Below are 26703 nucleotides of genomic sequence, written 5' to 3' on the forward strand. Positions count from 1 at the left end.
CCCGCCGACCGGACTGACCCGATTCTGGCAGAACCGCGCCGCCCGGTCACCGGGTGTGTCTCAGGCGTCGAGGGCGACCGCCGCCTCCGCCGTGTTGACCAGGAAGGTCAGGCTCTCCTGGAAGTAGAGCCGCACGGTGTCGGCGTCGTGCGACAGATAGCCGATGGACAGGTCCTGGCCGATCCGCAGATCGAAGTCGCCGCCGCGGGTGGTGAGCACGAAGGCGCCGTCGATGGCCGGAGCCCAGATGATCTCGCCCTCGGGCAGCAGCCGCTCGATATGCGTGCGGACCGGGTGGCCGTGGTCGGAGGTCTCGCTGACCTCGGTGTAGAGGTCGGCGCTGAGCAGCACCGAATACGGGCCGTCGACACCGGCCAGGCGCAGCTCGGTGAGCGCCTGGGCGATGGCCTCCGGTGTGGCCAGCACATCGCTGGGCACCGCGATCGAGGCATTCGAGGCCGCCGCCCGGACACCGGTGATCTGCGCGGCCGCGTAGCCCTCGAAGATCGCGCGGTCCTCGGCGAAGGCGATCTTCTTGGCCGCGTCCTTCACCGGGTCGAGGTCGGCGTCCTGCGCGCCGCGCTCGACATCGTCGAGCTCCTGCCGCGAGAGCGTGAACGGCACCCGCAGTTCGACCAGCGGGGCGACCAGGCGCTGGCGGGCCTGCACCCCCTCGCCCGGTGCCGCGATCGAGGTGGTGCGGCCCAGGCCGACCGCGGAGTACGCGGTGCCGTGCGGACCGGACACGTCGACCACGCGGCGCCCGGCGATGTGCCGCTTGAAAGTGCGGGTGGCCTCCTCCTCGATGGCCTCCCACGCCTCGCCGCTGATCGGCGCGAGTTCGCGATGCAGGTTGTTCATTCAGATACTCCTTTTCATCGTGCCGATGCCGAGTGAGCCGTTCGATGACGCTGCCGCCGCGGCGGCGTTGGCCTGTTCCACCGGGACGAATTCGGCCAGCTCGTCGGAGCCCTCCTCGGCGGCGACAGACTGGGGTGCCTCGGGCAGGTCGTCGAGGAACTCGGCGGTGGGGGTGAAGAACAGGGTGCCGGTGACGGCGAAGGAGAAATCGAGGATGCGGTCGTAGGCCGCGTCCTCGGTGCCGAGGAACATGCGCTCGAGCATGCGCTCGGTGACGCTGGGGGTGGCCGCGTAGGCGATGTAGTAGGTGCCGAACTCGTCGGTGCCGACGGTGCCGAAGGGCATATTGGCGCGCAGGATCTGGCGTTCGGTGCCGTCGGGGTCGACCAGGGTGTTCACCGCGACATGCGAGTTCGGGGGTTTCACGTCGTCGGGCAGTTCGTAGTCGCCGAGCTTGGTGCGCCCGATGACCCGCTCCTGCTCCTCGATGCTCAGCGCGTTCCACTGGTCGAGGGGGTGGGTGTACTTCTGCACGATGACGTAGCTGCCGCCGGAGAAATCGGGGTCCTCGTCGCCGATCAGGGCGGCCGAGGCGGCGGCGCGGCCCTCGGGGTTCTCGGTGCCGTCGACGAAGCCGAGCAGATCGCGCTGCTCGAAATAGCGGAAGCCGACGGTCTCGTCGACGACCGTGACCGCGCCCCGCAACCGGGCACCGATCACCATGGCGAGTTCGAAACAGGCGCCCTGGGTTTCGGCCTTGATGTGGAACAGCAGGTCGCCCGGGGTGGCCGGGGCGCTGTGCACGGGGCCGTTGTAGCCCGGGAACTCGTGCAGCTCAGCGGGTTTGGGCCCGGTGAACAGCCGGTCCCAGGCCGCGGAGCCGATCGAGGTGATGCAGGTCAGACCCTCGCCGGGCACCCGGAAACCGACCGAACGGCGTAAACCGGAGATATCCGACAGCAGATCGCGCACGGTGGCCTCGCCGCCCTCGTCGATGGTGGCGACGAGGAAGATCGCGGCAGGCGAGAGTGGATCGAGGACCGCTTGTGGCTCACCCATGCGGTCCAGCGTACGGGCCGCTACCGACAGCTTCGGTCAGCGCCCGGGTGTGTCCTACTTGGCGACGGTCAGCAGGAACGCCACATTGTCGATGGCCTTGACGCTGTGCCTGGCCCGGGGGACGACCAGCAGATCGCCCGCCGAACCCTTCCACTCGTCGGTGCCCGCGATCAGCACCAGCGTGCCGGTGAGGACCTGGATGGTGACATCGCCCGCGTTGTCGTGTTCGGCGAGGCTCTGCCCCTCGGTGAGGGCGACGACGGTCTGCCGCAGCGCATGGGTGTGACCGCCGATGACGGTCTGCGAACTCCGGCCACTCGTCGAGGTGGCGGCCAGCTTCAATTGCTGGCGGGCCACCGCGGTCAGCGATTTCTTGTCCATGGCAACGCGCCTTTCGCGGGCTTCTCGCGGGCTGGTATCGAGGAGTATGCCCGAGACCCCACCCGGGATCGGCCGTTTTGCCCGGACCGTTAGCCGGATGTTGTCAGCCGCGGGTGTAGTGGCGGATGCGGTAGCGCAGGCCGGTTTTCGACAGCTGCCAGTCGGTGGGTGGGGCGTGCCATTCCGGGCCGATGGGTGGGGCGAAGGCGTCGCCGGGGACGGTGGTGTCGATCTCGGTGACCTGCAGGATCGTCGCGAAAGGGAGTGCGGCGCGGTAGATCTCGCCGCCCCCGGCGATCCAGGTGTCGGTGTCGCCGGTCAGGGTCAGGGCCTCTTCGACCGAGCCCGCGCGTTCGGCGCCCTCGGCCGCCCAGCCGGGCTGGCGGGTGACGACGATATTGCGGCGTCCGGTCAGGGGGCGGAACGCGGGGGGCAGGGAGTCCCAGGTGCGTCTGCCCATGATCACGGGGTGGCCCATGGTCGTGTTCTTGAAGGCGGCCATGTCCTCGGGGACGCGCCAGGGGATGGTGTTGTCGATGCCGATGACGCCGTTGTTCGCCTGGGCCCAGATGAGCCCGATCCCGCGGGTCACACCGCCACCGGCGCCTTGATGGGTGGGTGGTGGCGGTAGCCGGACAGTTCGATGTCCTCGTAGGTGTAGTCGAACAGGCTCGCCGCGGGCCGCAGGTGCAGCCGCGGGAACGGGTAGGCCGCGCGGGTGAGCTGCTCGCGGACCTGGTCGACGTGGTTGTCGTAGATGTGCACGTCGCCGCCGGACCAGATGAACTCGCCGGGCTCGAGCTCGGTCTGCTGGGCCACCATCAGGGTGAGCAGGGCGTAGCTGGCGATATTGAACGGCACGCCGAGGAACAGGTCGGCGCTGCGCTGGTAGAGCTGGCACGACAACTTGCCGTCGGCCACGTAGAACTGGAAGAAAGCGTGGCAGGGCGCGAGCGCCATCTTGTCCAGATCGGCGACATTCCAGGCCGACACGATCATCCGGCGCGAGTCCGGGTCGGTGCGCAGGGTGTGCAGGACCTGGGAGATCTGGTCGATGTGGGTGCCGTCGGGGGTGGGCCAAGAGCGCCACTGCACCCCGTAGACCGGGCCCAGCTCGCCCTCGGCGTCGGCCCATTCGTCCCAGATGCTCACCCCGTGCTCCCGCAACCAGGACACGTTCGAGTCGCCGCGCAGGAACCACAGCAGTTCGTAGGCGATGGACTTCATGTGCACCCGCTTGGTGGTGATCAGCGGGAAGCTCGTGGACAGGTCGTAGCGCAGCTGATGACCGAAGATGCTGCGGGTGCCGGTGCCGGTGCGATCGGCTTTGGGGGTGCCGTTCGCGAGCACGTGCCGGAGCAGATCCTCGTACTGCGTATCAGGGGTGGCCACGGCTGCCGAGTCTACGTGCCCGGCCACCTGGCAAGCTCTCCGCGTATGCGCAAGCTCTACGTGATCGGCATCGGCGCGGGCGACCCCGACCAGGTGACGATGCAGGCGGTCAAGGCCATGCGACGGGCCGAGGCGTTCTTCGTGATCGGCAAGGGGGACGAGAAGCGGGAACTGGTCGAGGTGCGGACCGCGATCCTGGCCGAACACGTCGACGGGCCGCACCGGATCATCGAGATCACCGATCCGCCGCGCGACCGCACCCCCGCCGACTACACCGGCGTCGTGCGGGACTGGCACGAGCGCCGCGCCGAACTGCTCGAAGCCGCGTTCAACCAGGTCGAGGGCACCGGGGCGATCCTGGTGTGGGGCGATCCGGCCCTTTACGACAGCACCCTGCGGATGGTCGAGCACGTGCTGGCGCGGGGAAACAGCGCGTTCGACTACGCGGTGATCCCGGGCGTCACCAGCGTGGCCGCGCTGGCCGCCCGCCACCGGATGGTGCTGCACCGCATCGGCGAGCCGGTGCACGTCACCACCGGGCGCCGCCTGCGCGAGGAGGGCCTGGGTTCCGGCTCGACGGTGGTGATGCTCGACGGCGATTGCTCGTTCACCGAGGTCCCCGGCGACGACCTCCACATCTGGTGGGGCGCCTACCTGGGCATGCCCGACGAGACGCTGATCGAGGGGCCGCTGCGCGAGGTCGAGAAACAGATCGTGGCGCGCCGCGTGGAACTCCGCGAGGCCAAAGGCTGGATCATGGACGTCTACCTGTTGCGAGCAGGGTAAGCCGCCACGACCGCACACCCCCGGCCCCGCACCCGCGACCCCGAGGAGCGGCGGCGCGCAGCGCCGGTCGCGGCCGGGTCGCCGGTCAGCGCTCGAAGCGCATGCCGAAGGCGAGTCTCGAGCGCTGACCGGCGGCCCCTAGGGGCCGCGACTCGAGCGCGCCAGCGCTCCAATAGACTCAGCTCGTGCCGGAGCTACCCGAGGTAGAGGCGTTAGCGCAGTTTCTGCGTGACCATGCCGTCGGCGCGGTGGTCGGCCGGGTCGACGTGGCCGCGCTGAGTGCGGTGAAGACCTTCGATCCGCCGGTGACGGCGCTGTCCGGCCGCGATGTCACCGGGGCCGGGCGGTGGGGCAAGTTCCTCGGGATGGACTGCGGGGGACTCTGGCTGATCACGCATCTCTCGCGCGGGGGCTGGCTGCGCTGGGTCGACGAGCCGAATCCGCTGCCGCCGAAGCCGGGCGGGAAATCCCCGCTGGCCCTGCGGGTGCACTTCTTCACCCCCGAGGGCGCGACGCCCGCGATCGACCTGACCGAGGCGGGCACCAAGAAGCGGCTTGCGGTCTATGTCGTCGAGGACCCGCAGTTGGTGCACGGGATCGCGCGGCTGGGGCCGGACGCGCTGGCCGTCACCGAGGACGAGTTCGCCGCCCTGCTGACCGGCACCTCGCAGCGGCTCAAGACCGCCCTGGTCGACCAGACCCTGCTCGCCGGGATCGGCAACGCCTACTCCGACGAGATCCTGCACACCGCGAAGCTCTCGCCCTTCGCGAATACGAAAACCCTGTCGGCGGAGACGATCTCGCAGCTCTACACCGCCATGCGCGAGGTGCTGCTCGACGCGGTGCGGCGCTCGGTGGGGCAGGACGCGGCCCGGTTGAAGGGCGAGAAGCGCTCCGGGATGCGGGTGCACGCGCGCACCGGCGAGAAATGCCCGGTCTGCGGGGACACCGTGCGCGAGGTGTCCTACGCGGAGCGCTCCTTCCAGTACTGCCCCACCTGCCAGACCGGCGGCAAGGTCCTCGCCGACCGGCGGATGTCGCGGCTGCTCAAATAGCGCGCTGCCGCCACGCCTCCAGCAGCCGCAGCCAGAACTCGCTGACCGTCGGATAGGCGGGCACCGCGTGCCACAGCGTCTCCATCGGCACCCGGCCCAGGATGGCGATGGTGGCCGCGTGCAGCTGCTCGCCCATCTCGGGGCCGACGAAAGTGGCGCCGAGCAGCCGGTCGGCGGCGGTGTCGACGACGAGTTTGGCCCGGCCATGGAAGTCGTCGCGGGCCAGCGCGGTGCCCGCGACCTCGATATCCAGTTCGACGGTGTCCACGGTGTGTCCGCTGGTGCGGGCCTCGTGCTCGGTCAGGCCGACGGAGGCGAGTTCCGGCGCGGTGTAGACCACCTGTGGGATCTGCTGGTGGTCGGCGCTCGCGGTGAACCGGGGGCTGTCGAGCGGTCTGCCCTCGGCGCGGGCGGCGATCACGTCACCGCACACCCTGGCCTGGTACTTGCCCATATGGGTCAGTGCCGCGCGGTGATTCACATCGCCGACGGCGTAGAGCCAGTCACCGGGGACGCCGCGCACGGTGAGCTGGTCGTCCACCTCGAGATAGCCGGGGGGCAGACCGACGGTGTCGAGCCCGAGGGCCTTGGTGGCCGGTGCGCGGCCGGTGGCGACGACCAGTTCGTCGACCTCGAGTTCGCCGTCGGCGAGGACGAGGGTGACCGGGCCGCCGTGAATGCGGCCGACCCCGGTGTCCACCGGGTCGCGGCGCGAGACCAGCTGCGGTTCGGTGTGCAGGCGGACCGTCACCACGCCGGTGTCGCGCAGGCCGCGCAGGACGAGTTCGGAGGCGAACGGTTCGGCGCGCGGCAGCAGCCGGTCGCCGCGCACCAGCAGGGTCACCTCCTGCGCGCCCAGTTCGGCCAGCCAGGTGGCGGCCTCGCAGGCCACCACACCGCCGCCGATGATGGCCACCCGGCGCGGCACGATCGCCAGGGCGGTGGCGTCGCGGGAGGTCCACGGCAGGGCCTCGCGCACGCCGGGAATGTCCGGGATCATGGCGGTGGTGCCGGTGGCCACGACCACCGCGTGCCGGGCGCGCAGCATCCGCGTCCCGTCGGTGGTGGCGACCTCGACCAGGCGGTCCCCGGCCAGCGCGCCGGTGCCCCGGATCGGGTCGATCCGGGCGGATTTCGCCCAGTCGACCTGGGATTCGTCGTCGTAGCCGTGGACGAAGGAATCGCGCCGGGCCAGCACATCGGCCACCTGCGGGCCGCTCGCGGTCACCCCGGGCATCTCCTGGGCCAGCCGCAGCACCGCGCCCGGCCGCAGCAGCGCCTTACTGGGCATACACGCCCAGTAGCTGCATTCGCCGCCGAAGAGCTGGTGTTCGACCAGGGCGGCGGTGCGGTCGCTGCCCGCGATGGCGTAGGCGGCGGCGTTCTCACCGGCCGGTCCGGCGCCGAGGACGATGACGTCGTAGTCGGCGTCGGTCACTGCAGATAGCCCTCGACCTCACGGGCCGGGCGCATCTCGGTGTCCTCGGGGGATTCGGCGGCGTCGACCCGGGCACGGCGCTGACGCAGTAGGTCCCAGGCCTGATCCAGCATCACCTCGAGCTGGGCGAGCTGCTGACGTTCGGCCACCGGATCGATCGCGCCCGCGGACGCTTTGGCCCGCAGTTCGTGCTCGTCGTCGACGAGCTGTTTGATACGCGCCAGGATGTCTTGTTCGGTCATGTGCTCACCACTTCGATGTTCGGAGGGGTAGTACCGGGCGAACAGCGACCCGCGCGGGGTCTGGCGTCCATGCTACGACCGCGTGGGCGCGGTGCGCCGGGCCGCGGCGAGGCATTCGGCGGCGATCGGGACGGCTTCGGCCAGCTCGGCGGCGTCGAGCGCGGTATAGCCGAGCGCGACGCCGAAGCGGTGTGCCGGGCCGAGGTGGTGGCGGGCCAGGCCGTCGAGCAGCACGCCGCGGGCCTGGGCGGCGGTCACGGCGCGCCGCTCGGTTGCGGCATCGGCGAGCTCGACCACCAGGTGCGATCCGGCGTCGTCACCGACCACCGGCAGCGCGTGGCGGGCGAGCGCGTCGACGACCAGGGCGCGGCGCGGCGGCACCACCCGGCGCAGCCTGCGCAGATGCCGGGCCAGGTCGCCGTGCCGGGCGAAGGCCGCCAGTACCCGCTGGCCCGCCGGGCCGGGCGCGGTGCCGGTGCGTTCGCGGTGGGCCAGCACGGCGTCGGTGATCTCGGGCCGGGCGACCAGCCAGCCGACACCGAGGGTGGTGGCGATGATCTTGCTCGTGGTGCCCAAGTGCACGACGACATCGGGGGCCATCGCGGCGAGCAGCGGCAAGGGTGCGGTGTCGTAACGCAATTCGCCGTCGTAGTCGTCCTCGATGACGAAGATGCCCGCCGCCCTGGCGAATTCGATCAGTTCGACGCGCCGGGTGGCGGGCATCCGGGCGCCGAGCGGGAACTGGTGTGCCGGTGTGCAATACACGGCGCGCACGTCGGGTGGGATCAGGTCGACGCGCAGACCGTCACCGTCGACGGGCACCGCGACGACCTCGATCCCGGCGGCGGCCAGCGCGCCAACGGAACGCTGATAGCCGGGGTCCTCCATGGCGACCCGGTCGCCCGGGCACAGCAGCGCGGCCGCGAGCTCGCCCACCGCCGCGCTGGTGCCCGCCGTGGCCAGCACCACCGAGGTGCTCGCGGCGGCGAGACCGCGATGCCGCAGCAGGTGTTCGGCGACCGCGCTCCGGAACATCGGCTCGCCGGACCGGTCCTTGCGGGCGGGGCCGGGATCGTCGCCCGCCGCGCGCCAGGCCCGGCGCCAGGCCGCCGGGTCCAGCGCCTCGACACAGGGCGCGCCGGGGCCGAGATCGAGCAGGCTCGCGGCGGGGTCGGGGTGCTCGGCCGGATCGGCGCCGGGCGGTACGGGAGCGGGCGCGGTGCTGAGGTAGGTGCCCGAGCCGCGTCTGCCGTCCAGCCAGCCCTCGGCGTGCAGCTGGTCGTAGGCGGCGGCGACCACGGCCCGGCTGACGCCGAGCTGCCGGGCCAGCGCCCGCGAGGACGGCAACCGGTCGTGCACCCGCAGCATCCCGCTGGTGGCGGCGGCGCGCAGGGCATCGGCGACCTGCACCGACAGCGGTTCGGGCGCGGCGCGGTCCAGCGGGATCGGGAGTTCGTCGAGCATGGGTCACCTCGAATTGGCCTGTTAGAATTCCGGTGAATTGGATCTACTCACGGTCCACTTCGTCGGCGAAGCTCATCTTATGACCACGCACGACACCCGGCCCGCCCTTTCCCCGACCCCGCGCAGCACCCTGACCCGCATCAAAGAACGCGGCGTCACGGACCGGGCGGCCCTGGACGCCGTGCTCGACGCGGGCCTGGTCTGCCACCTCGGGGTGCTGCTGGGCGGCTCCCCGGTGGTGCTGCCGACCGCCTACGGCCGCGACGGTGACACCCTCTACCTGCACGGATCCACCGGCGCGGGCAACCTGCGCGCCGCGCTCGACACCGACATCTCGGTGGCGGTGACCCACGTCGACGGGGTGGTGTACGCGCGCTCGGCCATGCACTTCTCGATGAACTACCGTTCGGCGGTGGTGCGCGGCCGGGCGGTGCTGGTCACCGACGAGGACGAGCGGGTCCGCGCGCTGCGGGCGATCGTGGAGCACGCGGCGCCGGGGTCCTGGGATCGGGTGCGGCCGCCGAACCGCAAGGAGATGGCGGCGACCATGGTGCTCGCGCTCGACCTCACCGAAGCCTCGGTGAAGGTCCGCGCCGGTGGGCCCAACGACGACGCGGCGGACATCGCCAATGGCGGGGTGTGGGCGGGAGTTGTCCCACTGCGCCAGATGTGGGGAGAGGCGGTGTCCGCGGGCGATCTGGAACCGGGCATCGCGGTCCCGGCCGAGGTGACGGAGCGGATCGGGCAGGCGTTGTCCGCGAACCGGGGCCGCGCGGTCGCCGCGGGTGCGCGAGGGGCGGATGCGATACCGGTCAGCTGAGAGTGCTCAGCGGCTACCCAGCGCCATCAGGTCCTTGGCCGATGCCTCGGGGAGATAGGCCCGGGTCAGCGCGATGCCGATGCGGGGCAGGTCGGCCTCGTCGCGATAGCACAGGTACACCGGTTCGTGGCGCGGCTGGAACTTGGCCTTGAACGCGTGCAGCGACCGGAAGCCGTAGTACGGCTCCATGGCGGCGCCGAGCCCTTCGAGTAATCGATCGATCGGTTCGGTGCCTTCGGTCCCGGCGCTGCGGGCCAGCGGCGCGCCCGACAGCGAGATGATCTCGGCGCCTTCCTCTTTGAAGGCCTGCGCGGCGGAGGCGATCAGGAACTCCACCACCGGGCGGAAGCCATCGGGGCGCCTGCGCATCACGTCCAGGGTCCAGCCCCGGATCTCGCCGCCCGCCGCGTAGACGGGCAGCCACGAGGTGACACCGTGCACGCTGCCCTCGCCGTCGATCGCCAGGCCGACCCGCACCGCCGGGTCGAGGGCTTCTTCCACGCCACCGAGCGTGAATCCCATTTCCGGCAGGCCCTTTTCGCCGACCCACTCCTCGGAGATCGCCCGCACCTGGGCGAGCACGGCGAACGGCTCCTCGGCCAGGTGGACCAGGCGGAAGGTGATGCCCTCCTTGTTCGCCTTGTTGATGGCCGAGCGGATGTCCTGCCACGCTTTGCCTTTGAACTCGAGCTGGGGCAGGTCGACCAGGGTGTCCTCGGCGATCTGCGTACTGCGCCAGCCGAGTTCGCCCGCGAGCTCGGCCACGGTGCCGGTGGTGGAGAACAGGCACGGCACCAGGCCGTCGGACTCGCAGCGGTCGGCGAAGCGGGCGAGAGTATCGGGGAGCAGTTCCGGCGGGCCGAGCGGGTCGGTCAGCGCGATGACGGTGCCCGCGTGCCGCTGGTAGGCGACGCAGCGCTCGCCGTCCGCGGCGAACCAGTACTTGTTCTCCGGCCAGGTCGTCATCCACGACATGGTGCCGCCGCCGTAGCGGGTGAGCAGTTCGCGCACGGCGGTGCCGGGGTCGGTGCCCGCGAACGCGCCCTCGGTGATGGTGCGGCGGGCGGGAACCCGGAAGGCGCCCCGGCCGCCGTAGAGCAGGGCCAGTTCCCCGGCCCACAGCAGGGCGGTGCCGACGGTGACCGCGCCGGTGGTCGCGTAGTCGGTACCCATGGCCACGCCGAGCAGGATCAGCGTGACGACCACGTGCAGGGTGCCGTAGGCGACGGTGACCCACCAGGCCCAGCGATGGCCCTTGCGCAGCTGATCGGCCACGATCGCGATCACCGCGACGGTGAGTAGCGTGCTCCAGCCCGAGCCGCGTTCGTCGCCGGTGGGGCCGAGCAGGGTCTCGCTGGGGAAGAAGTACACCGTCACCGAGACCGCGGCGATCACCAGCAGCCCGGCGAAGGCGAGCATGCGCACCTCGCGCCGGGTGCGCGGCCAGAAGCCGTGTTCGGTGCGGCTGAAGAACCGCTCGCCCAGCGGCAACCAGACCAGCATGGCGATCAGGTGCATCAGATCGGCGAAGGTCGATTCGAACAGGAAGGTGATCGCCACATAGGCCACCAGCCCGGCCCGCAGGCGCAGGCGCCACGGCGACCGCAGACTCGCCGAGACCGCGGCCAGCGCCGCGATCGCCGCGGTGGTGAAGCCGACATCGCGGACCTCGGCCAGCCGGTCGGCCCAGGCCAGGTGGGTGTGCGCGAGCAGCCCGACCGCCACCGACGCGCCCAGCACACCGATCAGCTGACCGGTCAGGCAGACCAGCGCGGTGCGCGCGGTGCCGAGACGGGTTTCGGTCCAGCCGACCGCGACGGCGAAGAACACCGCCATCATCAGGTACTGGAGCGGCGTGAGCCCGAAGAACCAGCCCGACAACGGCGTCCACCACTTGCCCTCTGTCAGGGGGAGCCAGCCGTAGGCGATGTCGGCGAACCAGGATCGCGCGTCGAGGCGGTGCCAGAGGCCGCCGGTCCCGAGTCCGAGCACGGCGACCAGCGCGAGGAAGCCGGAGGTGAACGGCGCCCGGCGCAGGATCGCGCCCGCGGCGGCGAGCGGGCGTGACGAGGGCTGGTCGGCGGCGGCTGCGTTCTCGTCCATCGATCCACCCTTTGCTGCGAGTGCGCCGCACGGGCGCGGTGAAGTCGTCTGTGTACGGTACGTCCATCGAGAGCGATCGGGCATCAGTGGAGGTCAGCGATGGCGAAATTCACCGATCTGTCGTTACTCACCGGGTGGCTTCCGGTGACCATGACCGTTCTCGGCGTATCAGCCGGGCTGTGGCTGCTGTTCCCCCGCTCGCGGCGCTACGTCACCGTCACGGTGCCGATCGTGCTGCTCGTCGCGGCGGTGCTGACGGCCGCGCTGTATCTGATCGTGGAGGAGCTGTGGCGGCCGTTTCCGGACCCGATCGCGGTCTCGGTGTATGTGCTGATCGGAATCGCGATCGCCGCGGTGCTGTTCGTGGTGCCCCGGATCCTGGTGCGCCGCAAGCTCACCACGGCACTGGTGACCGTGCTCGCCGCCGCGCTGGTGCTCGTCGCGGTCGGCGTGCGGATCAATCTCGAGTACGAGTCCTATCCGACGGTGGGCTCGGTGTTCGGCGTCGACGAGGTGACCAGGGTCGACGCGAGCGAGCTGACCACGGCCGCGCACGTGGTCGGTGGGCGGCCGCTGACCACGGTGTGGTCGGACCCCGGCGGTCTGCCCGACCGGGGCCGGGTGCTCACCGCGTCCATTCCGCCGACGGCCTCCGGCTTCGAGGCTCGCGGGGCCGAGATCTACCTTCCCCCAGCCTATTTCGCCGATCCACGGCCGCTGCTGCCGGTGCTGGTGCTGCTCGCCGGGGAACCGGGGGCGCCGGAGGACTGGCTCGTCGGCGGGCAGCTGGTGCGGACCATGGACGATTTCGCCCGGCAGCACGGGGGACTCGCGCCGGTGGTCGTCGTCGCCGACGGCACCGGTTCCCAGCTGGCCAATCCGCTGTGTATGGACTCGCGGCTGGGCAAGGTCGCCACCTATCTGTCCGTCGACGTGCCCGCCTGGACGAAGCGGAATCTCCAGATCGATCCCGACCCGCGCGCCTGGGCGGTCGGCGGCCTGTCCTACGGCGGCACCTGCGCCTTGCAGCTGGCGACCAACGCGCCCGAGGTGTACCCCACCTTCCTCGACCTGTCCGGCCAGGACGAGCCGACCCTCGGGAACCGGCAGCGCACCGTCGACGCGGCCTTCGGCGGCGACGCCGAGGCATTCATCCGGGTGAACCCCCTCGACCTGCTGCACTCGCGCACCTACCCGGATTCCGCGGGCGCGTTCGTGGTGGGCGCCGACGACGACATCTACCGGCCGCAGGTCGAGCGCATGTATCAGGCGGCCGAGGAGGCCGGGATGGATGTGCGGCTCGAGCTGGTACCCGGCGGGCACAGCTTCGGGGTCTGGGCGCGGGGGCTGCGCGACCAGCTCCCGTGGCTGGCGACGCGCCTGGGCATCACGCCCTGACGACACGCTGGGCGCCGAATGTGGGTGCGCGGCGTGGCGGGTGCGGATCAGTACAGTCCGACGCATGACGGAGGCGAGGTCGGCCGAGCAGGGCGCCGGTGCGCCGCGGCCGACGCGGCGCTCGTTCACCGCGGAACAGGTCGTCGACACGGCGCTGGCACTGCTGGACGAGGGCGGACCACGCGCGCTGTCGATCCGCGCGGTGGCCGGGCGCCTCGGCGTGAACCCGAACGCGGTGTACACCTACGTCGCCAGCCGGGCCGCGCTGGAACGGGCGGTGATCGACCGGGTGCTCGCGGCCGTGCCACTGGGCCCGCTCGGCGACGACGGCGTGGAATGGACCGCGGCGGTGATCCAATTCGCCCTCGGCCTGCGCGATCAGCTGCTCGACCACCCGGCGGTGGCCTCGCTGATGATGTCGGGACCGATGGACGGACCCGCCGCCCTGGATGTGGGCGAGGCGCTGTTCGGCTGCCTGGCACGCGGCGGTCTACCGCTCGCGACGCGCGCGCACGGGGTGTACGCGGTGATCATCCAGGTGCTCGGCGCGGTCGCCCTGGAAGTGGCGACCACCGACGGAAAACCGCCGCTCGCACCGGAATCCGAGCGCATCGCCCAGCGCCGCGCCACCCTGGCCGGGCTGGATTCCCGGCGCTGGCCCCGCACCGCCGCGCACCTCGACGAGATCGCGGCCTGGAACTCGGTGGACCAGTTCGTCTGGGGATTGCGCGCGCTGCTCACCGGCATGACAGCGACCTGACCGAGCGTGGTGATCGGCTGTTCAGGTCACCAGTGGTTGGGTGTGGGGCCCGTGGTGTGGCAGGCGCGGGAGATCGCGTCGGCGAGGGTTTCCGGGTGGGCGGAGAGGCTGACCAGGGCGAGAGTGTAGGTGTCGGCCAGGCGGGACAGATAGCCCGAGAGCTGGGTGCGGGGGAAGTCGCGGAGGTTGGGGTGGATGGCGCGGGCGGCGACGCGGTCGCAGTGGTGCGGGCCCACCGTGCGGAGGGTGTCGGGGAGGGTTCCGATATTGGAGCACAGGATGTCTCGCTCACCGGCGCCCTTGCTGAGGGCGTGCGCCCAGCGGTCGGGGATCACCTGGAGGATCTCCTCCGGGAGACCGGCGGGGCTGGTCATCCGGCGTAGATAGGCGTCGCGGGCCTTGGCGCGCAGAGTCGCTGGGGTGTCGGTGCGGACGATATCGATGGCGGTCACGGCGAGATCGTTGTCGACGCGCGGTTCGTCGCGGGTGTCCACCGGGAGGCTGGCGGTGATCACCGGATGCGGGAAACCGTTCTCCCACAGGATGTTCGCGACGAGGTGGATGAACAGGCTGTTCGGCGTACCGCCGGATTCCGCTGCGATGCTGTCCCATTCGGCGGCGTCGAAGGTGAGCAGCGTGCCGTGTACGGCCCGTCCCGGCAGGTGATCGGGAGCTGCCGCCGCGGGCGGTTTCGGGATGCCCTGCCGCAGGGCCCGGGCGGTTCCGGTGATGACCGTCGACCACTGGGACCAGGCATCGGCCCAGTCTGAGCGACCGGAACTCCGCATCGACTGGCGGAGTGGGTCGCCGGTGGTGGCGTCGGTGGTGAGGTCGTCGAGAGCCGCGGCGACGGCGTGGATGAGCCCCCGGGCGTCGGCCAATGCGTGCGAGCAGGTGAGGGCGACGACGGTGCCGCCATCGTGGAGCCGGGCCGCCGAGAGGCGCCAGCCGGGGCCGTACTCGGGGTCGAGGCCGGTTCCGAGAGTGTCGGCCCAAGGCAGGATCGCGTCCTCTCGGAGCGGGTGGTCGAGTCCGGGATTGGTGTGGATGTCCGCTGGGGGCGGGAAACCGTGCAGGTCGAGGGGGTGGGCTCGGGTGTTCGGTCGCCAGGCTCGGCGGGCACCGGGGACGCGGGGCCGGAGCACGCGGCGGCCGAGGGGGCCGGTGCGGAGCTGGTCGTGGATGGCCGACAGGAGGGTGGGGGACATGGGGTCGGGGATGCGCCAGAGGCCCTGGAGGGCGATGGGGGTGCCCAGGTCGCGGTGAGTGCGCAGGAAGATCTCGTCGACGACGGTGAGGCGGTCCATCAGCGGTGGGCCGGGTGGTCGGTGCGCATGGGCCGACAGTACGACATCGGGGGACGGCCACCCCTTGCGTGAAGGGGTGAATCAGTGGTTCACTTCTTGCATGGTGTACCGCAGGACCCCCGCCGTACAGGCCCGCCTCGACGCGCAACGCGCGCTCATCGTGCAGGCCGCCACCCGCGTGCTGTCGCGCGACGGGTTCGCGGGTCTCTCGATGGCCGCGGTCGCGCAGGAGACGGGCATCGCGACCGGCACCGTCTACAAGCAGTTCGAGAACAAGGCCGCGCTGGTAGCCGCGGTGTTCGAGACGGTGGTGGCCCGGGAGGTCGACGCGGTACGGGCCGCGGTGGCCAAGGGCGAGGTGGTGCAGCGGGTGAGCGCGGCGGTGGAGACCTTCGCCGGGCGCGCGCTGAAGAACCCGAAGCTGGCCTACGTCCTGCTGGCCGAACCGGTCGACCCCGCCGTCGACGCGCAACGCCTGGAGTTCCGCCGCGCTTTCACCGCGACGTTCGAGAACGCCATCGCCCTCGGCGTCGCCGACGGGCAACTGCCACCGCAGGATTCGCATCTGAGCGCGGCCGCGCTGGTCGGTGCGATCGGCGAGGTGCTGGTCGGTCCGCTGGCCGACACCCCGCGCGCGGAAACCGTCATCCCCGAATTGGTCGCATTCGCGGTGCGCGCACTGGGCGCGCGGCCGGAATCGTTGTAGGCGAAGGAGAGTCGGCTGTGTCGACCCATGAAGTGTTCAATCAGGTTCCCCCGCTCGTCCCCTTCGACGCCGCGCGCAACCCCGCGCTGATCGAGGGCCTGCACCGCGAGGGCGCGGGCTGGGCCGAGGCCGAGGTGCGCGAGCTCGGCGTGCTCGCCGGTGCCGTCGCGGCGCAGGAGTGGGGCAGGCTCGCCAACGAGTACCCGCCGGTGCTGCACACCCACGATCGGTGGGGTCATCGCGTCGACGAGGTCGAATTCCACCCGCACTGGCACGATCTGATGACCGTCGCCGTGCGGCACGGCCTGCACGGTTCGCCCTGGCTCGACGAGCGTCCCGGCGCGCACACCGCCCGCGCGGCCAAGTTCTTCACCTGGGGTGCCGCCGAAGCGGGCCACATGTGCCCGATCTCGATGACCTACGCCGTCGTCCCCGCCCTGCGCCACAACCCCGAACTCGCCGCCCGCTACGAGCCGCTGCTCGGTTCGCGCACCTACGAATTCGGCCTGCGCGAACCGTCCACCAAGGCCGGTCTCATCGCGGGCATGTCGATGACGGAGAAGCAGGGCGGCTCCGACGTGCGGGCCAACACCACCACCGCCACCCCGCGGCCCGATGGCTCCTACCGCGTGATCGGCCACAAGTGGTTCACCTCCGCGCCCATGTCGGACATGTTCCTCACCCTCGCCCAAGCCCCCGGCGGCCTGTCGTGTTTCCTGCTGCCGCGCGTGCTGCCCGACGGCACCCGCAACCCGATCCGCATCCAGCGGCTCAAGGACAAGCTCGGCAACAAGTCCAACGCCTCCTCCGAGATCGAGTACGAGAACGCCACCGGCTGGCTCGTCGGGGCCGAGGGCGCGGGCGTGAAGACGATCATCGAGATGGTCAATATGACCCGCCTGGACTGCGTGATCGGCTCGGCCACCGGCATGCGGATGGGCGCGGTGGCCGCCGTGCACCACGCCCGGCACCGGAAAGCCTTCGGCGCCGAGCTCGTCGACCAGCCCGCGATGCGCAATGTGCTGGCCGATCTGGTGATCGAGTCCGACGCCGCCACCACCGTGATGATGCGCTTGGCCGGGGCCACCGACCGCGCGGGCAGCGACCCGGCCGAGGCCGCGCTGCGCCGGATCGCGCTGGCCATCACCAAGTACTGGGTGTGCAAGCGTGCCCCCGCGCACGCCGCCGAGGCGCTGGAATGCCTGGGCGGCAACGGTTATGCCGAGGAATCGGGCATGCCGCGGCTGTATCGCGAGGCCCCGCTCATGTCGATCTGGGAGGGCTCGGGGAATGTGGCGGCGCTGGACGCGTTGCGCGCCATGGGGCGTCAGCCCGAGACGGTGGAGGCCTACTTCGCCGAGGTCGGGCTGGCCCGCGGCGCCGACCCGCGCCTCGACGACGCCATCGACCGCGTCGGCAAGGAACTCAGCGACCTGTCCGATATCGAATACCGCGCCCGCCGCGTGGTGGAACTGATGGCTTTGGTCCTGCAAGGCGCTCAGCTGGTCCGGCACGGCCACCCGGCCGTCGCCGACGCCTTCTGCGCCACCCGCCTCGGCGCCGACTGGGGCATCGCCTTCGGCACCCTGCCGGTCGGCGCGAACACCGGCGCCATCATCGAGCGGGCCTTCGTCGACCTGCCCTAGGGCACAGCATCGCGGCCGTGGGCACGGACCGACCTGACGGCGATAGGCTCGGGCGGTGGCGCGGGTGGACGAGGTTCTGACGGTGGGTGAACTGGCCCAGCGGATTCCGGTGTCCGCGCGAGCTGGTCAGCGGGTGCTGCTCGGCGTCGCCGGGCCGCCGGGCGCCGGGAAGTCGACACTGGCGCAACGGCTCTGCGCGGCACTGCCCGAGCCCGCGGTGGTGGCGCCGATGGACGGCTACCACCTGCGGAACGCGACGCTGCGGGAACGAGGTGCGCTGGCCCGCAAGGGCGAGCCGGACACCTTCGACGCGGCCGGGTTCGTCGCCGATCTGCGCGCGCTGCGGGCGGCGCCCGTCGGCGAGCCGGTGTCGTGGCCGCTGTTCGACCGGGCGATCGACGAGCCCACCGCGGACGGTGTCCGCATCGGTGACGAGCGGGTCGTCGTGATCGAGGGCAACTATCTGCTGGTGACCGATGCCGAGGCGCCGGGGTGGGCGCCGGTGCGCGAGCTGCTCGACGCGTGCTGGTATCTCGACGCCCCGCGCGAGGTCCTCACCACCCGGCTGTTCGATCGGCATGTCCTCGGCGGGCGGACACCCGCGGACGCGAAGACCAAGGTCACCGACAGCGATCTGCGCAATGCGGATCTGGTGGCCCGCACCAGGCCGCGCGCCGACCACGTGCTGACCGCCGCGGGCACCGGCTACCTGTTCGGCTGACCGGCGCGGGATCCCCGGAAAACGCGCGGTGACCGGTGATCATGGAACGATGACGCGCCCTCGGATGGCCGCCCTGCCCGGACACGTACTGCGCAACGGCGCCGCCGCGCTGTGCGCGCTGCTGCTGTACTACAGCGTGCCGGTGGCCTGGATCTTCGAGCTCGACGCGTGGCCGGGCCGGGTGGTCGGGGTGGTCACGTTCGTGGTCGGTGTGGTCGGGCTGGCGTGGCTGGTCTGGCGCCGGGTCGACCACTTCCTGCGGGCGCCCGCGACGGCGGGCGGCCGCGTGGACGGCGTGCTCCTGCTGGTCTGCATCGTCTGCGTGGTGTTCGCGCTGTACTACTTCCGGCTACAGGAACAGGACCCCGACCAGTTCACCGGCCTGGTGACCCGCACCGACGCGCTTTATTACACGCTGGCCACGCTGGGCACCATCGGCTACGGCGACGTGCACGCCGTCGGCCAGGCCGCGCGCATCGCGACCATGGTGCAGGTGGTCTTCGACCTGGTGGTGCTGGGAACCTTCGTCACCATCATCACCTCCAGCGTGACCAACCGGATCGAGGAGGCCACCGAGGCCGCCCGCGCGCACCGCCCGGTCAGCGGCGATGCGCCCGATACCAGCCGATGAGCTCGTCGGTGGAGGAATCACCCGCCGAGGCGGGCTCGCCGGGATCGCTCAGCAGCGGGGCCAGCGCCAGCGCCTGCTGCTTACCCAGCTCTACACCCCACTGATCGAAACTGTCGATGCCCCATACGATCCCCTCGACGAACACCTGGTGCTCGTAGAGCGCGATCAGCTGACCCACCGTCGCGGGCGTGAGCTCCGGCGCCAGGATCGTGGTGCTGGGCCGGTTGCCGGGCATCACCTTGTGCGGCACCAGCTTCGGGTCGGTGCCCTCGGCGGCGATCTCCTCGGCGGTCTTGCCGAAGGCGAGCACCTTGGTCTGCGCGAACAGGTTGCTCATCAGGATGTCCTGCATACTGCCGGTGCCGTCGCGGGTGGGCAGGTCGTCGGTGGAGCGGGCGAAGCCGAGGAAGTCGGCCGGGATCAGCCGGGTGCCCTGGTGCAGCAGCTGATAGAAGGCGTGCTGGCCGTTGGTGCCCGGTTCGCCCCAGAAGATCTCGCCGGTCGAGGAGGTCACCGGGGTGCCGTCGGCGCGCACCGATTTGCCGTTGGACTCCATCGTCAATTGCTGGAGATATGCCGGGAATCGGCCCAGATCGTTCGAATACGGCAGCACCACACGGGATTCCGCGCCGAAGAAATTCGAATACCAGATGCCGAGCATGGCCAGCAACACCGGACCGTTCTCGGCGGGCGGCGCCGTCGCGAAATGCCGGTCCACGGCGTGCATTCCGCCGAGGAACTCCGCGAACTGTTCCTTGCCGATGGTCACCATCACCGAAAGGCCGATGGCCGAATCCACCGAGTAGCGCCCGCCGACCCAATCCCAGAAACCGAACATGTGGGTGGTGTCGATGCCGAATTCGGCGACCCGTTCGGCATTGGTCGACACCGCGACGAAATGCTTGGCCACCGCGTCCTCGCCGAGCGCGGCCACCAGCCAGCGCCGCGCGGCGGTGGCGTTGGTGAGCGTCTCCAGGGTCGAGAAGGTCTTGGAGGCGACGATGAACAGCGTCGTGGCCGGGTCGAGCCCGGTGAGCTTGGCGACCAGGTCGGCCGGGTCGACATTGGAGACGAACCGGGCCTCGATCTCGGCGTCGGCGTAGTGGCGCAGCGCGCGATAGACCATGTCGGGGCCCAGATCGGACCCACCGATACCGATATTGACCACGGTGCGGATGCGCTGGCCGGTGGCGCCCACCCACTTGCCCGCGCGCACCGAATCGGCGAACTCGCCCATCCGGTCCAGCACCTCGTGCACGGCGGCGTCGGCGTCGGCGCCGTCGATGCACAGCTGGTCGCCCACCGGCAGCCGCAGGGCGATGTGGCCGACCGCGCGGTCCTCGGAGGTGTTGATGTGCGCGCCCGCGTACATCTCGTCGCGGCGTCGCGGCACTCCGGCCGCCTCGGCGAGATCGACCAGCAGGCGCAAGGTTTCGCGGGTCACGCGGTGCTTGCTGTAGTCGATGTGCAGATCGGCCACCCGCACGGTCAGCTCGCGGCCGCGCGCCGGATCGTCGGCGAACAGCTGTCGCAGGTGTACGGGCGCGACGGTGCGATGATGGTCGTGCAGTGCCTGCCAGGCCGCCGACGCGGTGATGTCGCTGCTCACGCAAGCGAGGGTACCGCGTCGGGTTCGGCGCGGCCCCGCGTCGTTCGCTCATCGGGACCGCGGTTGTGTGTGTTCGATGTGTATGTCCCCGGGGGCGGCTTAGGCTGGCGGCATGGTGTCTGAACGCGACGTACTCGAATTCGTGCCGAAGGGTTTGTGGATCGGTTCCGGACCGGTCGAGGCCACGGGGGGAGGGACCTTCGCGGTACACAATCCGGCCGACGGATCGGTGCTCACCGAGGTCGCCGACGCCACGCCCGAGGACGCGATGCGCGCGCTGGACGCGGCCGTCGCGGCGGGTCCGGCCTGGGCGGCGACCCCCTCGCGCGAGCGCGGCGAGATCCTGCGCCGGGTCTTCGAGCAGCTCACCGCGCGGGCTGAGGAGTTCGCGCTGCTGATGACCCTGGAGATGGGCAAGGCGCTCTCGGAGAGCCGCAACGAGGTGCGCTACGGCGCCGAGTTCTTCCGCTGGAACAGCGAGGAGGCGGTGCGGGTGCACGGGCGCTACCTGCACGCGCCATCGGGAACCGGGCGGATCATGGTGCACAAGCAGCCGGTGGGCCCGTGTCTGGCGATCACGCCGTGGAACTTCCCGCTGGCCATGGGCACCCGCAAGATCGGGCCCGCGCTGGCGGCGGGCTGCACGATGGTCGTCAAGCCCGCCTCGGCCACCCCGCTGACCATGCTGGCGCTGGCGAAGCTGTGCAGCGAGGCCGGGCTGCCGGACGGGGTGCTGTCGGTGGTCACGACGAGTCGTTCCGGGGCCGTCACCGGCCCGCTGATCGACGATCCGCGCCTGCGCAAGCTCACCTTCACCGGGTCCACCGAGGTCGGCAAGAAGCTGGTGGCCGCCTCGGCGAACCGGCTGCTGCGCACCTCCATGGAACTGGGCGGCAACGCGCCGTTCGTGGTGTTCGACGACGCCGACGTGGACGCCGCGGTGGCGGGCGCCATGCTGGCCAAACTGCGCAACGGCGGCGAGGCGTGCACCGCGGCCAACCGGTTCCACGTGCAGCGCGGGGTGGTCGCGGAGTTCACCGAGAAGCTGGTGGCCGCGATGGCGGACAGCGTGGTGCTGGGGCCGGGGGCCGATCCGTCGACCACGCTCGGGCCGCTGGTCAGCGAGGATCAGCGCGAGATCGTCAGCGATCTGGTCGACGACGCCGTCGGCGCGGGCGCGAAGGTGCTGCTCGGTGGCGAGGTGCCCGGCGGGCCCGGCTGGTTCTATCCGGCGACCGTGCTCGCGGACGTGCCGTCCCAGGCGCGGATCCTGAGCGAGGAGGTCTTCGGGCCGGTGGCGCCGATCGTCGCCTTCGACACCGAGGAGGAAGGCGTCGCGGCCGCCAACGACACCCGGTACGGGCTGGTCAGCTACGTCTACACGCGGGATCTGGACCGGGCCCTGCGCATCGCGGAGGCGATGGAGACGGGCATGGTCGGAGTGAACCGCGGGGTCATCTCCGATCCGGCGGCCCCGTTCGGCGGGGTCAAGGAATCCGGGTTCGGGCGCGAAGGTGGCACCGAGGGCATCGAGGAGTACCTGGACACGAAGTACATCGCGCTGAGCTGAGCCGGAAAACAAGTACCGCCCCGGGGATGGTGTCGCACCCGGGGCGGCCTTTCGGAAGCGACGAGCTGGAGACTCGCCGCGTGGTGTGTGGGGTCTAGCGGCCGAGACGGCCGCGACCGAGGCGGAGCAGGAGCATGGCCAGCGTGTGGCCCTCCTGGCCCAGCTCACTGAAGCGTTCGAGCACCTTCATCTCCCGGCTGTGGACCAGGCGCGGACCGCCGGAGGCCATCCGGGTGCGGCCGATGATCCGGGAGATCTCGCTGCGTCGCTTGATGGCGGCGAGGATCGTGGCGTCGAGCTGGTCGATCTCGAGGCGAAGCTTTTCGATCTCGGCCTCGGACTGCGGCAGCGCCGAATCGGACCCGGTCGTCGTAGCAGGGGTGCTCATCATTCATCTCCTCGTGTCAGAACTTGGATCGGTCGGACGCGACGCCCTGTTACCCGATCTGTTCCTTCACCCTGAAACTTTCCCGACGGGCGGTATCTGATCCCCCCGGAAGTGCGCGAACAGCCTGGCCACTCACCACGATATCGGATCACAGGCCAGACCATCAGCCCCAGTCTGCCACGGGCCGGTAGGTATGCAAAACAGTTGTGTTTGTGAATTACCTGAGAAGGTTCACCGAGGGTTCACCGCGCCGGTGGCAGTTCGCCGCGTGTCGGTGCCCGCCGGTAGCGTGGACAGACGATGGATATCACGGTCGCTCCCCACGCCTCAGCCGCCGATCCCAGCGAACCCGCAGCCGCCCCGGGCGGTACCGCGCTACCGCATCGGGAGGGCGGTGGCGCCACCACGTCCGGGGGCGGCTTGGCCGAGGCCGCGGCCCGGCACAGCGCCGAGCAGGAGCAGCGGCGCAAGGAGCGCGAACAGCGCCGCGCGGAGGAGACCGAGCGGCTGCTCGATGGCCTCAATCCGCAGCAGCGCGCGGCCGTGGTGCACGCGGGTTCGCCGCTGCTGATCGTGGCCGGGGCGGGCTCGGGCAAGACCGCGGTGCTCACCCGGCGCATCGCCTATCTGCTCGCCGCCCGGGGTGTGCAGACCGGGCAGATCCTGGCCATCACCTTCACCAACAAGGCCGCCGCCGAGATGCGGGAGCGGGTGGCGGGGCTGGTCGGTCCGCGCGCGGCCAGCATGTGGGTCTCGACGTTCCATTCCAGCTGCGTGCGCATTCTGCGGATGCAGGCCGCGCTGCTGCCCGGCCTGAATTCCAATTTCTCGATCTACGACGCCGACGATTCGCGCAGGCTGCTCACGATGATCAGCCGCGATTTCGACATCGACACCAAGAAGTACTCGGCCAGGCTGCTCGCCACCGCCATCTCCAACCTCAAGAACGAGCTGATCGACCCGGCCAAGGCCGCCGCCGACGCTGAGGCCGACGACACCGAACTGCCCGCCCTGGTCGCCCGCGTCTACGCCGAGTACCAGAAGCGCCTGCGCGCGGCCAACGCACTGGACTTCGACGACCTGATCGGCGAGACGGTCGCCCTGCTGCAGAACCATCCGCAGGTGGCCGAGTACTACCGGCGCCGGTTCCGGCACGTGCTGGTCGACGAGTACCAGGACACCAACCACGCCCAGTACGTGCTGGTGCGTGAGCTGGTCGGGCACGGCGCGGGCGAGGACGAGCACGCCGTCGCGCCGGGTGAGCTGTGTGTGGTGGGCGACGCCGACCAGTCGATCTACGCCTTCCGCGGCGCCACCATCCGCAATATCGAGGAATTCGAACGCGATTTCCCCGACGCGGAAACCATTCTGCTGGAACAGAACTATCGCTCCACCCAGCACATCCTCTCCGCCGCCAACGCGGTGATCGCGCGCAACGAGAACCGGCGCGACAAGAAGCTGTGGACCGATTCCGGTGAGGGTGAGCTGATCACCGGCTATGTCGCCGACAACGAACACGACGAGGCGGCCTTCGTCGCCAAGGAGATCGACCGGCTCGTCGACGCGGGCGACGCGAGCTACGGCGATGTCGCGGTGTTCTATCGCACCAACAACAACTCCCGCGCGCTCGAGGAGATCTTCATCCGGATGGGGCTGCCGTACAAGGTGGTCGGCGGCGTGCGGTTCTACGAGCGCAAAGAAGTCCGCGATGTGGTGGCCTACCTGCGCGTGCTGGAGAACCCCGACGACGCGGTGAGCCTGCGCCGCATTCTCAACACCCCGCGCCGCGGCATCGGCGACCGGGCCGAGGCCTGCGTGGCGGTGCACGCCGAACAGCGCGATATCGGTTTCGCCGCCGCGCTGCGCGACGCCGCCGACGGCAAGGTGGCCCTGCTCAACACTCGTGCGCAGCGCGCCATCGCGGGCTTCCTAGAGCTGCTCGAGGAGGTCCGCGCGGCGGGCGCGCGCGCCGACAGCGAGTACCCCGATGTGGGCAATGTGGTGGACGCGGTACTCGACCGCACCGGGTACCGCGCCGAGCTGGAGGCGTCCGACGATCCGCAGGACGGCGCCCGGCTGGACAACCTGAACGAACTGGTCAGCGTGGCCAGGGAATTCAGCTCCGAAGCGTTCAACAATGCCGAGGCCGCGCGCGAGGAAGGGCTGCTGCCCGAGGCCGCCGACGGGGAACCCGAGCCGGGATCACTGGCCGCGTTCCTCGAACGGGTCTCGCTGGTGGCCGATACCGACCAGATCCCGGACGAGGGCAGCGGCGTGGTCACCATGATGACCCTGCATACCGCCAAGGGCCTGGAGTTCCCGGTGGTCTTCGTGACCGGCTGGGAGGACGGTCAGTTCCCGCACATGCGCGCGCTGGGCGATCCGGCCGAGCTGGCTGAGGAACGCCGCCTCGCCTACGTCGGCATCACCCGGGCCCGCCAGCGGCTCTACCTCTCGCGCGCGGTGGTGCGGTCCGGCTGGGGTCAACCGGTGTCGAACCCGGAATCGCGCTTCCTGCAGGAGATCCCGCAGCACCTGTTGGACTGGCGACGGCTGGAACCGGTGGTGTCGCCGGTGCAGCGTGGTCGCCGTCGCGGTGAGGACAGTGGGTTCGACCGGGATTGGACCCGAGGCGACGGCTGGGATCAGCGTCCGGGTGTGCGCGGCGGCAGCGGCGAACGCAGGCCTGCCCCCGGCGGCGGGGTCAAGCGCAACAACACCGGGCTGGTGCTCGCCGTGGGTGACCGTGTCAGCGATGACAAGTACGGCCTCGGCCGGGTGGTCGCCGTCGATGGGGTCGGCCCGGTCGCCACCGTCACCATCGACTTCGGCTCCGCCGGGAAGATCCGCCTGATTCCGCAATTCAGCCGCACCATCGTCAAACTGTGAGAGATGTCGGGAGCTCGGTAGCCGAGCTCCCGAGACCGCTCATTAGGGACGCGGGTCGCGGCTGGGGAGCAGGTCGTCGATGGCCTCGGTGAGTGTGGGGTAGCGGAAAGTGAAGGCGGTTTTCGGGAGGATTTCCGAGGTGGCGTGGCGGCCGGTGAGGCCGAGGGCGGGGTCGGTGCGCAGGACGACGGCGCCGACGGTGAGCATGGCCGCCGGGGTGGGTGGGGCCGGTGGGCGGCGGAGGGCGCGGCGCAGGGTGGCCATGAGTTCGGTGTTGCGGACCGGGTTCTCGGTGGCGGCGACCAGGATGCCGTCGGGCAGGGTGACTTCGGGATCCAGGCCGAGGCCCGCGCGGACCAGCGCCAGCCAGTCCTCGATGTGGATCCAGCTGAACCACTGAACGCCGGGGCCGACGCGGCCGCCCAGGCCCGCCTTGGTGAGCTGGGTGAGACGTTTGAGGGCGGGGGCGTCGGGGTCGAGCACGATGGAGGTGCGCAGGATCGTCCAGTGCGCGGCACGCGCGGGATCGAAGGCTTCCTCCCAGGGCTGGGCGACACCGGTCATCTGGGGTAGGCCATTGGGCAGGGGAGTGCTTTCGGTGCAGTGGGTTTCGCCCGCGTCGGACCAGATGGCGGTGGTGCTGGCCTGGATCCAGTAGTCGACCGGGGTGTCGCGCAATCCGGCGGCCGCGACCAAGGCGGTGGTGGAATCGACACGGCTGGAGCGCAATTCGGCCACATTGCGTTCGGTCGGTCGGCAGTCGACTAGCTTGCCCGCGAGGTTGATCACCGCGAGACGGCCCGGTTCGCGCAGCTCGTCGGCCCATGCGCCGACCGAGCGGCCGTCCCATTCGGTCTGCCGGAACGGCAGGGCGGGGTTGCGACGGCGGGTCAACAGGGTGACACGGTGTCCACGGCAGGTGAGGTCGGCGGCGATCTGGAGACCCAGCGCACCGGTGCCACCGGCGATGACGGCGGTGAGCGCGTCGTCGGCGGGCGCCAGTCCGGCCAGCCGGGCCAGGCGTGAGAAGTTCACCCGCGCAGCGGTTTCGATGTAGGGCCGGACCACGGTGCGCGCGGCCGCGGCGGACGGTCCGGTGAAGCGTAGTTCCTGGGTGAGCTCGGTGCCGCCGTCACGCGCGGTGAGACGCCAGGTGAGGTGCATGGTTCCGGCGGGTTCGGGCTGTTCGATGCTCAGCTCGCGCTCGGGCTCGAACACCGTGACCGTGAACGGTTTTCCGAACCGGCCGTGCACCCTGGCCGCCACCTCGCCCTGGGGGAGGTAGTCGCCGGTCGCCCCGAGGGCTGTCGGTCCGTGCATCCGCACGGAGCGCACTCCCGGATTCCACTCGGGCCACTGCTCGAGATCCCCCAGCACACTCCACACCGATTCCGGTGGGAGAGCGATGAACTGCGTGTACTTCGTCGTACCAGCCATGACTGGAACGCTAATCGGGTCCAGCGGCACTGGGAAGGGT

General features: G+C 70.7%; 24 protein-coding genes. 11 read left to right on the plus strand and 13 right to left on the minus strand.

What is annotated here, in order from left to right:
- Positions 1–60: 60 nt before the first annotated feature.
- The 5 genes from WA675_RS12175 to WA675_RS12195 all read right to left on the minus strand — a co-directional run bounded on the left by WA675_RS12175 (position 61) and on the right by WA675_RS12195 (position 3693).
- Complete coding sequence (locus WA675_RS12175) at positions 61–861, minus strand: family 1 encapsulin nanocompartment shell protein (RefSeq protein WP_336084351.1); 801 nt, start codon at positions 859–861, stop codon at positions 61–63.
- Positions 862–1920, minus strand: coding sequence for a Dyp-type peroxidase (locus tag WA675_RS12180; RefSeq protein WP_336084352.1), 1059 nt, complete (start codon positions 1918–1920; stop codon positions 862–864).
- Positions 1921–1974: 54 nt separating this feature from the next.
- Positions 1975–2301 carry a cupin domain-containing protein gene (locus WA675_RS12185; RefSeq protein ID WP_336084353.1) on the minus strand — a complete coding sequence of 109 codons (327 nt, stop codon included), beginning with the start codon at positions 2299–2301 and terminating at the stop codon, positions 1975–1977.
- 103 nt (positions 2302–2404) lie between these two features.
- On the minus strand, positions 2405–2893 hold the full coding sequence (locus WA675_RS12190; RefSeq protein ID WP_336084354.1) for a dihydrofolate reductase: 489 nt from the start codon (positions 2891–2893) through the stop codon (positions 2405–2407).
- Positions 2890–3693, minus strand: a complete 804-nt coding sequence (locus WA675_RS12195; RefSeq protein ID WP_336084355.1) for a thymidylate synthase — start codon at positions 3691–3693, stop codon at positions 2890–2892. Before WA675_RS12195 ends, WA675_RS12190 begins: the two co-directional genes overlap by 4 nt.
- Before the next feature lie 45 nt (positions 3694–3738).
- Between WA675_RS12195 and cobF the strand changes: the two genes are divergently transcribed.
- Both cobF and WA675_RS12205 read left to right on the plus strand, forming a co-directional pair.
- Entirely contained in the window at positions 3739–4479 is a 741-nt protein-coding gene (gene cobF / locus WA675_RS12200; RefSeq protein WP_336084356.1) for a precorrin-6A synthase (deacetylating), read from the plus strand.
- Positions 4480–4664: 185 nt separating this feature from the next.
- Entirely contained in the window at positions 4665–5534 is an 870-nt protein-coding gene (locus WA675_RS12205) for an Fpg/Nei family DNA glycosylase (protein WP_336084357.1), read from the plus strand.
- On the opposite strand, the gene WA675_RS12210 is transcribed toward WA675_RS12205, so the two are convergent.
- The 3 genes from WA675_RS12210 to pdxR form a co-directional block, all read right to left on the minus strand.
- Complete coding sequence (locus tag WA675_RS12210) at positions 5527–6972, minus strand: dihydrolipoyl dehydrogenase family protein (RefSeq protein WP_336084358.1); 1446 nt, start codon at positions 6970–6972, stop codon at positions 5527–5529. The genes WA675_RS12205 and WA675_RS12210 overlap by 8 nt on opposite strands.
- Positions 6969–7214: a DUF2630 family protein gene (locus tag WA675_RS12215; protein ID WP_336084359.1), complete on the minus strand. Its 246-nt coding sequence runs from the start codon at positions 7212–7214 to the stop codon at positions 6969–6971. Before WA675_RS12215 ends, WA675_RS12210 begins: the two co-directional genes overlap by 4 nt.
- Positions 7215–7286: 72 nt before the next feature.
- Positions 7287–8678, minus strand: coding sequence for a MocR-like pyridoxine biosynthesis transcription factor PdxR (gene pdxR / locus WA675_RS12220; protein ID WP_336084360.1), 1392 nt, complete (start codon positions 8676–8678; stop codon positions 7287–7289).
- Positions 8679–8757: 79 nt separating this feature from the next.
- On the opposite strand from pdxR, the gene WA675_RS12225 reads away from it, so the two are divergent.
- Positions 8758–9498 (plus strand): pyridoxamine 5'-phosphate oxidase family protein, encoded by a 741-nt coding sequence (locus WA675_RS12225; RefSeq protein WP_336084361.1) that lies wholly within the window; start codon positions 8758–8760, stop codon positions 9496–9498.
- Between the two features lie 6 nt (positions 9499–9504).
- Here the strand turns inward: WA675_RS12225 and WA675_RS12230 are convergent, their stop codons facing one another.
- The gene (locus WA675_RS12230; RefSeq protein ID WP_336084362.1) at positions 9505–11601 is read right to left on the minus strand and encodes a bifunctional lysylphosphatidylglycerol flippase/synthetase MprF; all 2097 of its coding nucleotides are present in this window, start codon (positions 11599–11601) and stop codon (positions 9505–9507) included.
- 99 nt (positions 11602–11700) lie between these two features.
- Between WA675_RS12230 and WA675_RS12235 the strand changes: the two genes are divergently transcribed.
- Together WA675_RS12235 and WA675_RS12240 are read left to right on the plus strand one after the other, a co-directional pair.
- Entirely contained in the window at positions 11701–12999 is a 1299-nt protein-coding gene (locus tag WA675_RS12235; protein WP_336084363.1) for an alpha/beta hydrolase, read from the plus strand.
- A 64-nt stretch (positions 13000–13063) separates the two neighbouring features.
- Positions 13064–13759: a TetR/AcrR family transcriptional regulator gene (locus WA675_RS12240; protein WP_336084364.1), complete on the plus strand. Its 696-nt coding sequence runs from the start codon at positions 13064–13066 to the stop codon at positions 13757–13759.
- Between the two features lie 26 nt (positions 13760–13785).
- Here the strand turns inward: WA675_RS12240 and WA675_RS12245 are convergent, their stop codons facing one another.
- On the minus strand, positions 13786–15066 hold the full coding sequence (locus WA675_RS12245) for a hypothetical protein (protein WP_336084365.1): 1281 nt from the start codon (positions 15064–15066) through the stop codon (positions 13786–13788).
- A 100-nt stretch (positions 15067–15166) separates the two neighbouring features.
- Here WA675_RS12245 and WA675_RS12250 point away from each other — a divergent pair, with 100 nt between their 5' ends.
- From WA675_RS12250 to WA675_RS12265, 4 genes are all read left to right on the plus strand, one after another.
- Positions 15167–15772 (plus strand): TetR/AcrR family transcriptional regulator, encoded by a 606-nt coding sequence (locus tag WA675_RS12250; RefSeq protein ID WP_336084366.1) that lies wholly within the window; start codon positions 15167–15169, stop codon positions 15770–15772.
- A 17-nt stretch (positions 15773–15789) separates the two neighbouring features.
- Positions 15790–17418 (plus strand): acyl-CoA dehydrogenase family protein, encoded by a 1629-nt coding sequence (locus WA675_RS12255; RefSeq protein ID WP_336084367.1) that lies wholly within the window; start codon positions 15790–15792, stop codon positions 17416–17418.
- 64 nt (positions 17419–17482) lie between these two features.
- Entirely contained in the window at positions 17483–18139 is a 657-nt protein-coding gene (locus WA675_RS12260) for a nucleoside/nucleotide kinase family protein (RefSeq protein WP_336084368.1), read from the plus strand.
- 49 nt (positions 18140–18188) lie between these two features.
- A complete protein-coding gene (locus tag WA675_RS12265; protein ID WP_336084369.1) occupies positions 18189–18770 on the plus strand; it encodes a potassium channel family protein in 582 nt (193 codons plus the stop codon).
- Here WA675_RS12265 and pgi read toward each other — a convergent pair.
- Positions 18739–20379, minus strand: a complete 1641-nt coding sequence (gene pgi / locus WA675_RS12270; RefSeq protein WP_336084370.1) for a glucose-6-phosphate isomerase — start codon at positions 20377–20379, stop codon at positions 18739–18741. The genes WA675_RS12265 and pgi overlap by 32 nt on opposite strands.
- Before the next feature lie 112 nt (positions 20380–20491).
- Here pgi and WA675_RS12275 point away from each other — a divergent pair, with 112 nt between their 5' ends.
- Positions 20492–21949: an NAD-dependent succinate-semialdehyde dehydrogenase gene (locus WA675_RS12275; protein WP_336084371.1), complete on the plus strand. Its 1458-nt coding sequence runs from the start codon at positions 20492–20494 to the stop codon at positions 21947–21949.
- A gap of 94 nt (positions 21950–22043) precedes the next feature.
- Here the strand turns inward: WA675_RS12275 and WA675_RS12280 are convergent, their stop codons facing one another.
- On the minus strand, positions 22044–22337 hold the full coding sequence (locus WA675_RS12280) for a chorismate mutase (RefSeq protein WP_022566231.1): 294 nt from the start codon (positions 22335–22337) through the stop codon (positions 22044–22046).
- A gap of 300 nt (positions 22338–22637) precedes the next feature.
- Between WA675_RS12280 and pcrA the strand changes: the two genes are divergently transcribed.
- Complete coding sequence (gene pcrA, locus WA675_RS12285; RefSeq protein ID WP_336084372.1) at positions 22638–25226, plus strand: DNA helicase PcrA; 2589 nt, start codon at positions 22638–22640, stop codon at positions 25224–25226.
- 42 nt (positions 25227–25268) lie between these two features.
- On the opposite strand, the gene WA675_RS12290 is transcribed toward pcrA, so the two are convergent.
- Positions 25269–26663, minus strand: a complete 1395-nt coding sequence (locus WA675_RS12290) for an SRPBCC family protein (RefSeq protein WP_336084373.1) — start codon at positions 26661–26663, stop codon at positions 25269–25271.
- Positions 26664–26703 lie beyond the last annotated feature (40 nt).

Source organism: Nocardia sp. SSK8 (assembly GCF_037034205.1).
GTDB lineage: Bacteria > Actinomycetota > Actinomycetes > Mycobacteriales > Mycobacteriaceae > Nocardia.